10 protein-coding genes are annotated in these 11,468 nt (G+C 73.5%); 8 read left to right on the top strand and 2 right to left on the bottom strand.

Translation table 11 applies throughout. The features are described 5' to 3' along the window. Window positions 1–31 precede the first annotated feature (31 nt). The 8 genes from ACIBP6_RS38055 to ACIBP6_RS38020 are packed head-to-tail and all read left to right on the top strand — an operon-like array spanning window position 32 to window position 9,448. Window positions 32–649: a DedA family protein gene (locus ACIBP6_RS38055; RefSeq protein ID WP_397058892.1), complete on the top strand. Its 618-nt coding sequence runs from the start codon at window positions 32–34 to the stop codon at window positions 647–649. Between the two features lie 36 nt (window positions 650–685). Continuing rightward, a complete protein-coding gene (locus ACIBP6_RS38050; protein ID WP_397058891.1) occupies window positions 686–1,528 on the top strand; it encodes a DMT family transporter in 843 nt (280 codons plus the stop codon). A gap of 50 nt (window positions 1,529–1,578) precedes the next feature. Then, entirely contained in the window at window positions 1,579–2,796 is a 1,218-nt protein-coding gene (locus tag ACIBP6_RS38045) for a glycosyltransferase (protein WP_397058889.1), read from the top strand. Then, window positions 2,793–3,461 (top strand): DUF998 domain-containing protein, encoded by a 669-nt coding sequence (locus tag ACIBP6_RS38040; protein WP_397058888.1) that lies wholly within the window; start codon window positions 2,793–2,795, stop codon window positions 3,459–3,461. The genes ACIBP6_RS38045 and ACIBP6_RS38040 overlap by 4 nt, the downstream gene beginning before the upstream one ends. Before the next feature lie 45 nt (window positions 3,462–3,506). Continuing rightward, entirely contained in the window at window positions 3,507–4,337 is an 831-nt protein-coding gene (locus ACIBP6_RS38035) for a cytochrome P450 (RefSeq protein WP_397058886.1), read from the top strand. Then, window positions 4,334–5,074 (top strand): isocitrate lyase/phosphoenolpyruvate mutase family protein, encoded by a 741-nt coding sequence (locus ACIBP6_RS38030; protein ID WP_397058885.1) that lies wholly within the window; start codon window positions 4,334–4,336, stop codon window positions 5,072–5,074. Before ACIBP6_RS38035 ends, ACIBP6_RS38030 begins: the two co-directional genes overlap by 4 nt. 7 nt (window positions 5,075–5,081) lie before the next feature. Beyond that, a complete protein-coding gene (locus ACIBP6_RS38025; RefSeq protein WP_397058883.1) occupies window positions 5,082–7,901 on the top strand; it encodes a BTAD domain-containing putative transcriptional regulator in 2,820 nt (939 codons plus the stop codon). A gap of 35 nt (window positions 7,902–7,936) precedes the next feature. Next, window positions 7,937–9,448, top strand: a complete 1,512-nt coding sequence (locus tag ACIBP6_RS38020; protein ID WP_397058881.1) for a DHA2 family efflux MFS transporter permease subunit — start codon at window positions 7,937–7,939, stop codon at window positions 9,446–9,448. A gap of 123 nt (window positions 9,449–9,571) precedes the next feature. Here ACIBP6_RS38020 and ACIBP6_RS38015 read toward each other — a convergent pair whose 3' ends face one another. Continuing rightward, window positions 9,572–10,471, bottom strand: a complete 900-nt coding sequence (locus tag ACIBP6_RS38015) for a serine hydrolase (protein WP_397058952.1) — start codon at window positions 10,469–10,471, stop codon at window positions 9,572–9,574. A gap of 111 nt (window positions 10,472–10,582) precedes the next feature. Then, the gene (locus ACIBP6_RS38010; protein ID WP_397058879.1) at window positions 10,583–11,455 is read right to left on the bottom strand and encodes an alpha/beta hydrolase; all 873 of its coding nucleotides are present in this window, start codon (window positions 11,453–11,455) and stop codon (window positions 10,583–10,585) included. Window positions 11,456–11,468: the final 13 nt, after the last annotated feature.

Here is an 11,468-nt window from a genome sequence, read left to right as displayed (position 1 = left end):
TGGGTGCCCAAATGGATCGGAGTACACCTTTATGTCACACGCCATCCTCGACTTCGTCGAGCAGGCGATGTCGTCGCCGTGGCTGTACCTGGCGCTGTTCGCGCTGGCGCTGCTCGACGGGTTCTTCCCCGTCGTGCCGGCGGAGACGTCGGTGATCACCGCAGGTGTGTTCGCGGCGACCGGCGAGCCGAACCTCGCCCTGGTCATCCTGGTGGCGTCGCTGGGCGCGTTCACCGGGGACCACATCTCCTACCTGATCGGCAGCCGGGCCGGGGGCAGGCTCCGCGAGAGGAAGGCGTTCGTCTGGGCACGCGACGCCCTCGCCGTACGCGGAGGGCTCGTGCTGGTCGTGGCCCGCTACATCCCGGGCGGCCGCACCGCGACCACCCTGACCATGGGCGCCGTACGGCATCCGCTGCGCTCGTTCACCTTCTTCGACGCCGTCGCGGCCGTCTCGTGGGGCGTGTACTCGGGGCTGATCGGCTTCTTCGGCGGGATGGCGTTCGAGAACGACCCGATCAAGGGCCTGCTGCTGGGCTTCGGCATCGCGGTGTCCGTCACCGTCGTGGTGGAGGTCGTGCGGTGGATCAGGAAGCGGCGCGCCATCAACGCTTCCCCGGCCGGCCTTCCTGCGGACACGTCCGTTTGACCCTGCCTGGCGACCATCCGTCTGAAGGGAGTGCGCATGACTGTGCTGGCCGCGGTGATCGCCTTGGTCGGTTCGTTGTTCTTCGCGCTCGGGGCCGCGCTGCAGCAGTTCGAGGCGTCCGGCACCGCCCGGCCCGGGCTGCTGGCGCTGCTGCGCAGGCCGCGCTGGCTGCTCGGCGGCGCCTCCATTGTGGCGGGTGGCGGTCTGCACATCGTGGCGCTCGGGCTGGGCCCGCTGACCATCGTGCAGCCGATGGGCGTGGCCAGTCTGCTGTTCGCGCTGCCGATCGCCGCCACGCTGCACGGCCGCAGGCCGGCGCGGGCGGAGCTGGCGGCGGCCGGGGTCGTGGCGGCGGGGCTGATCGGCCTGGTGCTGCTCGTCCCGGAGCACGACGGTCCCACTCGTCTCGATCCGGCCGGTGTGGTCACGCTGCTGGGCGTGTCCGGTGCCGCGGCGGCGCTGCTGTGGGCCGGCTCCCTCGCCGCCTCGGCCGCGGGCCGGGCGACGCTGCTGGCCACCAGCTCAGGCGTCCTGTACGGCGCCACCGCGACGCTCATGCGGGTGCTGGTGGACGGCGCCTGGAACTGGTGGTACCTGCTGGCGCTGCCGGTCCCCGCGCTGCTGGCGCTGGTGATGCTCCAGCGCGCCTACGCCGTCGGACACTTCGGCGTCTCGTTCGCCGCGCTGCAGATCGCCGACCCGCTGACCGCGGTGGCGTTCGGGGCGCTGCTGCTGGGCGAGCCACTGCCGACCGGCGTCCTGCCGGTCGTGGCGGCCGCGCTGACCGCCGCGGGCACCGTGGCGCTGGCCAGGTCCAGCCCGCTGGAAACCCGCCCTGACCCCATCCGCCCCGCCCTGACCCCATCCGACCACTTCTGACCGTGTCAATGGCTCGTCCCCAAGCCACAGTGAAACCGGAGTTCAACGCCATGGCCATGCCCCTGCGCACCGCCCCCGACGTCTCCCCCACCGCCCCCGCCGCCGTCCCCGAGCGGCCGCGGCGGATCCTGATCTCGTCCGACACCTACCCGCCCGACGTGAACGGCGCCGCGTACTTCACCCACCGCCTGGCCACCGGCCTGGCCGCGCGCGGCAACGAGGTGCACGTGGTGTGCCAGTCCGACGTCGGCCCCGCCAGCGCCGACGTGGTGGACGGCGTCATCGTGCACCGCCTGCGCTCGGCGCCGCTGCTCGTCCACCCCACCATGCGCTTCACCGTGCCGACCCGCCTGGACCGGCTGGTGGCGAGCATCGGCCCCGACGTGCTGCACACCCAGGGCCACTTCGTCGTCGGCCGCTCCGCCATCGCCGCCGCCCGCCGCGCCGGTGTGCCGGTCGTGGCGACCAACCACTTCATGCCCGACAACCTCTTCCAGTTCGGCCACATCCCCGAACGGCTGCGCAGGCAGGCCGGCCGGCTGGCCTGGCGTGACTTCGGCCGTGTCTTCAACCGCACCGACCGCGTCACCACGCCCACACCGCTGGCCGCCCGGCTCCTCGCCGAACAGGGTTTCACCCGTGAGGTCGAGCCGATCTCCTGCGGCATCGACCTGGCCCGCTTCCACCCGCACACCGAGCCGAAGGCGTGGGCGCGCAGGCTCTTCGGGCTGCCCGACCGGCCCACCATGCTGTTCGTCGGCCGCCTGGACGAGGAGAAGCGCATCGACGAGCTGGTCCGCGCCCTGCCGCTGGTGCTGAACGAGACCGACGCGCAGGTGGCGCTCGTCGGCAAGGGCAACCAGCGCACCGAGCTCGAACGGCTGGCCCGGCGCATCGGCGTCGGCGACCGGGTGTTCTTCCTCGGGTTCGTCCCGGACGAGAGCATGCCGCAGGCGTTCGCCGCCGCCGACGTCTTCGCCATGCCGGGCGTCGCCGAGCTGCAGAGCATCGCGACCCTGGAGGCGATGGCCAGCGGCCTGCCCGTGGTCGCCGCCGACGCCATGGCACTGCCCCACCTGGTCGACGACAACGGCTACCTGTTCCAGCCGGGCGACGTGGTCTCGCTGGCCCGCCACCTGACCGCCATCCTCGCCGACGACGGCCTGCGCGCCCGCTTCGGCAAGGCCAGCAGGGAGCTCGCGCTCACCCACGACCACCAGGCGTCGCTCGCCCGCTTCGAGGAGATCTACGACGAGGTGGCCCGATGACGCCTCGGGGATGCGCCCGGCTCAGCGTGGCGGCCACGGTGGCGTCGGCGGGGGCGCTGGCGTACGCGGAGACCGCGCTGCCCGCGCAGGTGCTGCTCAGCCACTACGCGCTGGTCCCGGGCGGACTCGCGCCCGTGATCGCCGGGATGCTGGCGCTCGCGGGGGCGTGCCTGTGGCTGGCGTACGGGCTGGCCGTGACGGACCCGGCGCGTACGGCGGCCACACGGGTGCTGCTGCTGGCCGGGGCCGCGGGGCTGGTCATGAGCGCCATCTTCCCGACCGACCCGAACGGGTCGCAGCTCGACACGGTGTCCGGCGAGATCCACCGCTGGGCGGCGGCCGTGGTGTTCACCTCGCTGCCGGTCGCGGGCTGGATGCTGGCCCGTGGGCGGGCCGGCGCGCCCGGCTGGAACGCGGTGCGCGCGCTGAGCGTGGCCGCGGGGATGACGCTGGCGGTGTACCTGGTGGCCCACCCGGCCTCGTTCACCTCCTCGTTCGTGAACGGGGGCGCCTACTACGGGCTGCTGGAGCGGGCCGTGGTGGTGGCGGACATGGCAGTGATCCTGGCGATGGCCCTCGCCGCCGCCGGACTGCGGCCCGCCGCCGCGACCGCGTCCGCGGTGGAGACGAGCGAAGAAGCCGAACCGCGGCAGCTGGCCGCCTGACATGCTTCGACCGGCGGCGAAAGGACTCCGCCCTACCGTGGGCGCATGCCTGTCACACGTCATGCCGAAGCGGTGGCCGTCCTGGCCGACGCCCGATACGTTCCGCCGCCCGTACGCGCCGACGGCGCCGAGGGGACGCTGGCCTGGTTGCGCGCCCGGGTGTCGCGGTTCAGCACCGGCCAGGAGCACGCCGAACGGCGGCGCCTGCTCGTCGCCCTGCTGGACGAGGTCGACCCGGCCGGGCTGCGCCAGGCGGCCAGGGCCATGACCAGGGAACGGGACGGGAACTGGCGGGGTGTCCCCGTGGCCGTGCTGGGAGCCGCGCTCGGTGTCGAGGAAACCGCCGCCGTGCCCGCCGCCGTGCCCGCCGCCGCGGCCGGGTACCTGTCGGGCGAGGAGAGCCCGCAGGCCGACGCCGCCGTCGCCGAGCTGCTCGGGCAGGCGGACCTCCCGGTGATCACGCTGCTGCTGCAGGCCCACACCGCCACGGAAGCCCTGATCGAGAACGCCCTCACCCACACCCGCGCCACCGCCGACGGCCTGATCGGGAACGTCCTCGCCGGCGCCGCCGCGAACGGCCTGGCCGGCGACGCCCCCGGCTGGGACGGCGACGTCGAGGCGCTGCTGCACGAGACGCTGCGGCACGACCCGCCGCTCAAGGCCACCCGCAGGCTCGACACCCGCACCGGCGACGAGGTGACGATCGACCTGGTGGCCGTCAACCGCGACCCCGACGTGTTCCCCGACCCGGAACGCTTCGACCTCGCGCGCGGCCGGGCACCGTACCTGACCTTCGGCTCGGGCGTTCGCCCCTGCCCCGCCCCGCACCACGCGCTCGCCCTGGCCGCCGGTGTCCTGGAAGGACTGCTGCGATGAGCTTCCGCGATCTGCACCGCCCTGGCGACCCGCTGCTGCTGCCCAACGCCTGGGACTACGGCTCGGCCGCGTACCTGGCCGCGCAGGGCTTCCCGGCGATCGGCACGACCAGTCTCGGCGTGGCCGCCGTGCACGGCAAGCCGGACGCGGCCGGGGCGACCAGGGCCGAGACGATCGAGCTGGCCGAATCCATCGTGTCCCTGGGGGTCCTGATCACGGTGGACATCGAGGGCGGATTCAGCGACGACCCGGCCGAGGTGTCCGACCTGGTCGCCTGCCTGGCCGCGCTGGGCGTCGCGGGCGTGAACCTGGAGGACGGCCGCCCCGACGGCACCCTGCGCCCGATCGGCCTGCAGCAGCGCATCATCGAGGCCGCCATGGGGCACGGCGTGTTCGTGAACGCCCGTACCGACACGTGCTGGCTGCGGACGGGTGACACGCGGGAACGGGTGCGCGCGTACGGCCACGCCGACGGGATCTTCGTCCCGGCCCTGACCGATCCGGACGAGATCGCGGAGGTGGCGGCGAGCACGCCGCTGCCGCTCAACGTGCTCCACCAGCCGGGCGGCCCCACGCTCGCGCAGCTCGCGCAGGCGGGGGTGGCCCGGGTGAGCACCGGGTCGCTGCTCTACCGGGCCGCGCTCAGGGAGGCCGCGGCCACCGTGCTGGCACTCCGAGGCGAGCAACCACCATCCATCCCGACATATACACAGATCGTGGCGAGCTTGCCGCGATAATCGAGGCATGCGCTTCCAGATCCTCGGACCCACCGCCGCGCTGGGCGAGGACGGCGAGCCGATCGCGCTCGGCGGCCCCCGGGTACGCGCCCTGCTGACGCTGCTCGCCCTGCACGCGGGCCGCGTCGTCGGCGCCGAGCAACTCATCGACGGCATGTACGGCGCCGATCCCCCCGACGGTGTGGCCAACGCGCTGCAGTCGCAGGTGTCGCGGCTGCGCCGGGCGCTGGGCAGGGACCTGGTGGAGTTCCACCCGGCCGGTTACCGCCTGGTCGCCGACCCGCAGGACGTCGACGCCCGCCGGTTCGAGCTGCTGGCCCGGGCCGGCCGGCAGGCGCTGACCGGCGGCGACCCGGAGCGGGCCGCCGCGCTGCTGCGCGAGGCGCTCGACCTGTGGCGCGGCACGCCGCTGGCCGACGCCCCGCACGCCGAGGCCGCCGCGGCTGCGCTGGAGGAGCTGCGGCTGGCCGCCACCGAGGACCGTGTGCAGGCGGACCTGGATCTCGGCCGGCACCGCGACCTGGTGGCCGAGCTGCGCCAGCTCACCGCCGCCCACCCGCTGCGCGAGCGGCTGACCGCCCAGCTCATGCGCGCCCTGTACGGCAGCGGCCGCCAGGCCGAGGCGCTGACCGTCTACGACCAGGCCAGGAAGCTGCTCGACGAGGAGCTGGGCGTCGAGCCGGGCCCCGAGCTGGCCGCCGCCCACCTGGCCGTCCTACGCGCCGACCCCGCGCTGGGGGCGCCCGCGCCGAGCGCGGCAGGCCCGGTCAGGCAGGGTCTGCGCGCCCAGCTCACCAGCTTCGTGGGCCGCACCGAGGAGCTCGACCAGGTACGCGCCCGGCTCCGCGACAACCGGCTCGTGACCCTGATCGGTCCCGGCGGCGCGGGCAAGACCCGCCTCGCGAACGAGGCGGCCGATCAGGAGCCCGGCGACGTGTGCTTCGTGCCGCTCGCCCCGGTCTCCGACGCCTCCGGCGTGCCGCGGGCGGTGCTGGCCGCGCTCGACATCCGCGACGCGCTGCTGCACGCCGAACGCCCGGCCGTCGACCCGCTGACCAGGCTCGTCACCGCGCTCGCCGACCGCAGGCTGCTGCTCGTCCTGGACAACTGCGAGCACCTCGTCGAGGCCGCCGCCGACCTGAGCGACCACCTGCTGGCCGCCTGCCCCGGTCTGCGCGTGCTGGCGACCGGGCGCGAGGCGCTCGGCATCACCGGCGAGTCGATCCTGCCCGTGGCGCCGCTGCGGCTGCCGCCGGTGGACACGGACGACCCGCTCGACTACGCGGCCGTGCGGCTGTTCGCCGACCGCGCCGCCGCCGTCCGGCCCGGCTTCACCGTGGACGCCGGCAACGCGGCGCAGGTCGTGCGCATCTGCCGGGCGCTCGACGGGCTGCCGCTGGCCATCGAGCTGGCCGCGGCCCGGCTGCGCACGCTGTCGCTCGCCGACGTGGCGGCGCGGCTGGACGACCGGTTCCGGCTGCTCACCCGCGGCAGCCGTACGGCGCTGCCGCGTCACCAGACGTTGCGCGCGGTCGTCGCCTGGAGCTGGGACCTGCTGGACGACAGCGAGCAGCAGGCCGCCATGCGGCTGACCGTGTTCGCCGGCGGCGCCCGGCCCGGTGCCGCCGAGCGGGTGTGCGGGCTGCCCGAGGACGTGCTGTTCTCGCTGGTGGAGAAGTCGCTGGTCGAGTTCGTGGCCGGCCGTTTCCGGATGCTGGAGACGATCCGGGCCTTCTGCGCCGAACGACTGGCCGAGTCGGGCAAGCAGGACGCCGTCCGGCAGGCGCACGCCGACTACTACCTCGACCTGGTGGAGACCGCCGACAGCCGGCTGCGCACCGCCGACCAGCTGGAGTGGCTGGCACTGCTCGACGAGGAGGGCGACGACCTGGTCGCGGCCACCCGCTGGGCCGCCGAGTCCGGGCAGCCGGAGCTGGGGCTGCGGCTGGTGGCCTGCAGCGCCTGCTACTGGTGGATGCGCGGTCACCGCGTCACGAGCGCCAACCTGGCCGCCGCCCTGCTCGACGCGCTCGGCCCCGGGCAGCTGCCCGGCATGGAGGAGGAGTACGCCCTGTGCGTGCTCGTGGCGGCCTGGGTGGGAGCCGACGACGAGGGGCTGCGCGCGCGGGTGGTGGAGCTGCGCGACGTGCTGGGCTGGAGCTACGTGCCCTCCCGGATGGAGTTCCTGATGATGCTGCTGTCGTTGATGACCGGCCCGCCCCCCGACTTCGAGCAGGCCATCGACGAGATCATGAGCGTCGCGCCGAGCCTCAGCCCGTGGCAGCGGGCGCTGTCCTACACCGGAGCGGCGTTCGTGCTCCAGACGCTGGGCCGCATGGACGAGGCGCTGGAGTACTTCGGGCACAGCCTGGACCACTTCCGGGCCATCGGCGAGCGGTGGGGCGCGGTGCTGGTGCTGTCGGGGCTCGGTGCGCTGCGGCAGGAGCAGGGCGACTACCGCGGCGCGTACGCGCTGATCGACGAGGCGTTGACGCTGGCGCGGGAGCTGGGATCCAAGACCGACATCGCCGAGAACCTGTGCCGCAGGGCCGACATCCTGTTCCACCTCGGCGACGTGGAGGCCGCGCGGGCCGACTACGCGCTCGCGGGGGACCTGTCGCGGCGCAACGGCTCGATGGAGATGCTGGCCTGGGCCGAGCTCGGCATGGGCGAGGTGGCGCTGTTCCGGAGCGACCTCGACGAGGCGCGCGTCTTCCTGACCCGGGCCCGCGAGGTGTGTCCCGAGGAGTGGTACAGCACCGTGGACACCCGCGCCCGCATCGCGGCCGGTCTGGCGGCGGTCAGCGGGTCGGTCAGCGAGCGGTAGGCCCTCCGTCAGCCGTCCCGGCGACAGTGAGCCGTATGACGAACAAATGGTCCTGCCTCGCGATCGCCTGCGTGGCCACGCTCCTGCTCTCGCTGGACCTCACGGTGCTGCACCTGGCCCTGCCGAGCCTGGTGGGCGACCTCGGCGCCAGCTCCACCCAGCTGTTGTGGATCGGCGACATGTACGGCTTCGCGCTGGCCGGCCTGCTCATCACCATGGGCAACGTCGGCGACCGCATCGGCCGCAAGCGCCTGCTGCTGATCGGCGCGGCGGCGTTCGGGGCGGCGTCCGTGATCACCGCGTACGCGCCGAGCGCCGAGCTGCTGATCGCCGCGCGGGCGCTGCTGGGCGTGGCCGCCGCCACGATCATGCCCTCGACGCTGTCGATCGTCCGCAACGTCTTCACCGACCCCGGCGAGCGGACGGCGGCCGTGGGCATCTGGAGCGGCATGAGCGCGGCGGGCTTCGCGGTCGGCCCGGTGGTCGGCGGCCTGATGCTCGACCACTTCTGGTGGGGGTCGGTCTTCCTGATCAACGTGCCGATCATGGCGCTCGTGGTCGTCGGCGGCTTCCTGGTGCTGCCGGAGTCGAGCAACCCGAACGCGGGACGGATCGACCTGCTCAGCGTGGTGCTGTCGTTCGCCGGCATCGTGGCAGTCGTCTACGCGATCAAGGAGATGGCGCACAAGGGCCTGGAGCACGCCGACGTGGTGGCCGCGGGCGTGGCCGGGATCGCGCTGCTCGCGACGTTCGTGTGGCGGCAGACGCGGCTGGCCGAACCGCTGATCGACGTACGGCTCTTCCGGCGGCGGGCGTTCAGCGCGTCCATCCTGACGAACCTGCTGGCGATCTTCGCGATGTCGGCCATGATGCTGATGTTCGCCTGGTACCTGCAGCTCGTGCTCGGCTGGTCGCCGCTGCAGGCGGGGCTCGCCCAGCTGCCCGGTGGTCTGGCCGGCGCGGTTGGCGGCGTGCTGGCCGCCAAGCTGATCCAGCCGCTCGGCAGGAACGGCGTGGTCGCCCTGGGGCTGGCCATGAACGCGGGCGCGTTCCTGTGGTACACGACGCTCGGCACCGAGGTGACCTACATCACGCTGGTGCCCGCCATGGTGATCGGCGGCATCGGCATCGGGTTCGCCTTCACGGTCAACAACGACAACGTGCTGGCCACCGCGCCCCCCGAGCGGGCCGGGGCGGCGGCCGCGGTGTCGGAGACGGCGTTCGAGCTGGGCGCGGCGCTCGGCATCGCGATCCTCGGCACGGTGCTGACCAGCGCGTACCGGGCGAACCTGGAGCTGCCGGCCGGGGTGCCGGCCGAGGCGGCCCGGGAGTCCCTCGCCGGGGCGGTCAGCACGGCCTCGACCCTGCCCGCCGGCCAGGCCGCCGACCTCGTCCACGCGGCGCAGCTGGCCTTCCTGGAAGGCGTGCACCTGACCTCGTTCGTCACGGCCGGCGTCCTGGCGGTGGTGGCGCTGATCGCCCTGGCGGGCCTGCGCGGCGTCCCCAAGGTCATCCCCGAGGAGGTCCTCACCCGCGTCCACTCCTGACGCCACCCCGAAACGCCGCACCGCAGCTGGGTGCGGCGTCTCACCGCTTCCAGGACAGTTCTTGGCGACGTCTCCCCCTTCCGGGGCCCGTCACGCGGGCACCGGCTCTTCCAGGGACTCCTGTCAGAAGGTGGGTTTGGTGGGGCAGGGGCGAGAGATGGTCGGGATGAGGGAGTCGAGGCGCGAGCCGATCAGGCGGGCGATGCCCTCGATGGTCTGGATGCCCGTCCCCTCCCCTGGCTGGCGGTCGGTCTGGACCGCCAGCAGCAGGTCCCGCCCCGGTCCGACGACGCGGCCGTAGCTCGTCACCGCCCAGGTGTTCTGGACGAACGGCCGCGGCGTCCACCCGTTCTTCAGCGCCACCCGGTCACCGGGCCGGGCGGCCGCGCTGACGCCCCACGCCTGCTCCCGGCGCACCTGCTCCATCAGCCCGAGCAGCAGCGCCCGGTCGGCGGACGACAGCCCCTTGCCGCCCTTGACCAGCACCTTCATCAGCCGGATGCGGTCGGCGGGGCTGGTCTTGGTGCCGCCCCAGTAGCTGCTCGGCCCGGGCGTGGTCTCCCTCAGCCCGATCCTGCGGTAGAAGTCGCCCATGGCCGCGCCGCCGCCGACCCTCGACCAGAGCGCGTCGGCCGCGCTGTTGTCGCTCTCCGTGATCATGCGGGAGGCCAGGTCGCGTTCGTGCTCGTCGAGCCGGCCGTCGCGGCGCTGGAGCAGCGCCGCGAGGATGTCCACCTTGGCGCCGCTCGCGGTGATCAGGTCGCCGTCGTGCCGGCCCTGGCCCAGCGAGACCCCGCTGACCAGGTCCACCGCGGCGTAGACGATCCGGCCGGGACGGTCGCCGACGTAGTGGGCGATGTCGCGTTCGAGCCGGGCGCGCGCGGCATGCCCCGCCCGTACATCCGGATATTTCAGGAAACAGCGTGCTGCCTTCACCGGCGCCCGCACCGCGGCGGGCTTCACCGGAACGGGCTCCGCCCCGCACCCCGCCACGAGCGCCAGGCCCAGCCAGGCCGTCCACATCGTCCGCACGTGCCACCTCCCATCGGTGGTCGTACGGAACATTCCCGGCCATCACCCCGGGCGCATCACACTCGGAGCTTTCCTGGACATACCTTCAGCGTCCCCTTGCCGTCACAAGTGCTCGCCCAGGAAGTCGGCGGTCGCGTCCACGGCCTCCGTGACGTACGGCTCGCGGTCGTAGAGGTCGATGTGCTGTTTGGCGTCCACCCAGACGATCTTCTTCGGCTGGTCGAGCCGTCTGAACGCCTCCTCGGCCCCCTCAGGCGAGCAGAACCGGTCGATCACCCCGTGGACGATCAGCGCCGGCTTCGGCGACAGGAAGTCGGCGCCCATCATGTTGTCCATCGTCAGCAGCTCCCGCACGCTGACCCGGGTCACCTCGTTCTGCCAGAGCGGCGAGGCGCCCCGATCCGTCCCGTAGTACGCGTACGGCTCGTCCCCCGGCATCGCCGCCTCGCCCTGCTCCGCGACGACCGGCATGTACTCGACCGGCCCGCCGTGGTCCTGCCGCTCCAGCACCTCCGTGTACGACGCCAGCGCCGCCTGGTAGTCCGTGCCCGACCGCATCGCGTACGGGTTGTTGTACGCCCCGGCGATCCCCGCGAACGCCTTCACCCGCGGATCGAAGGCGGCGAACTTCAGCGCGTACCCGCCACCGAGGCAGATGCCGACCGCCCCGATCCGCTCGGCGTCGACCTCGGGCCGCCCGCGCAGGAACGACACCGCGGCCCGCAGGTCGTGCAGCTTGCCCTGCGGATCCTCCTGCCGGCGCGGCTCACCCTCCGACTCGCCCCAGGAGCGGTGGTCGAAGGAGAGCGTGACGTAACCGCGCTCGGCCAGCCGGGCGGCGTACGGACCGGTGACCTGGTCGCGGACGCCGGTGAACGGCCCCGTGAAGACCAGCCCCGGCCACGGCCCCACACCCTCGGGCACCCGCAGATCCCCGGCGAGGGTGAGGCCGTCGGCGGTGAACTCGATTCTCATGCCCACCAGTCTG

The sequence above is a fragment of the Nonomuraea terrae genome, assembly GCF_044465245.1.
GTDB lineage: Bacteria > Actinomycetota > Actinomycetes > Streptosporangiales > Streptosporangiaceae > Nonomuraea > Nonomuraea terrae.
Note: the sequence above shows the minus strand (reverse complement) of the source record. Positions and strands in the feature narration are given on the sequence as shown.

Bases quoted from the DNA above. Each gene is read 5' to 3' on its own strand.
- ACIBP6_RS38055 (WP_397058892.1), top strand. From the start codon at position 32: ATGTCACACGCCATCCTCGACTTCGTCGAGCAGGCGATGTCGTCGCCG.
- ACIBP6_RS38050 (WP_397058891.1), top strand. From the start codon at position 686: ATGACTGTGCTGGCCGCGGTGATCGCCTTGGTCGGTTCGTTGTTCTTC.
- ACIBP6_RS38045 (WP_397058889.1), top strand. From the start codon at position 1,579: ATGGCCATGCCCCTGCGCACCGCCCCCGACGTCTCCCCCACCGCCCCC.
- ACIBP6_RS38040 (WP_397058888.1), top strand. From the start codon at position 2,793: ATGACGCCTCGGGGATGCGCCCGGCTCAGCGTGGCGGCCACGGTGGCG.
- ACIBP6_RS38035 (WP_397058886.1), top strand. From the start codon at position 3,507: ATGCCTGTCACACGTCATGCCGAAGCGGTGGCCGTCCTGGCCGACGCC.
- ACIBP6_RS38030 (WP_397058885.1), top strand. From the start codon at position 4,334: ATGAGCTTCCGCGATCTGCACCGCCCTGGCGACCCGCTGCTGCTGCCC.
- ACIBP6_RS38025 (WP_397058883.1), top strand. From the start codon at position 5,082: ATGCGCTTCCAGATCCTCGGACCCACCGCCGCGCTGGGCGAGGACGGC.
- ACIBP6_RS38020 (WP_397058881.1), top strand. From the start codon at position 7,937: ATGACGAACAAATGGTCCTGCCTCGCGATCGCCTGCGTGGCCACGCTC.
- ACIBP6_RS38015 (WP_397058952.1), bottom strand. From the start codon at position 10,471: ATGTGGACGGCCTGGCTGGGCCTGGCGCTCGTGGCGGGGTGCGGGGCG.
- ACIBP6_RS38010 (WP_397058879.1), bottom strand. From the start codon at position 11,455: ATGAGAATCGAGTTCACCGCCGACGGCCTCACCCTCGCCGGGGATCTG.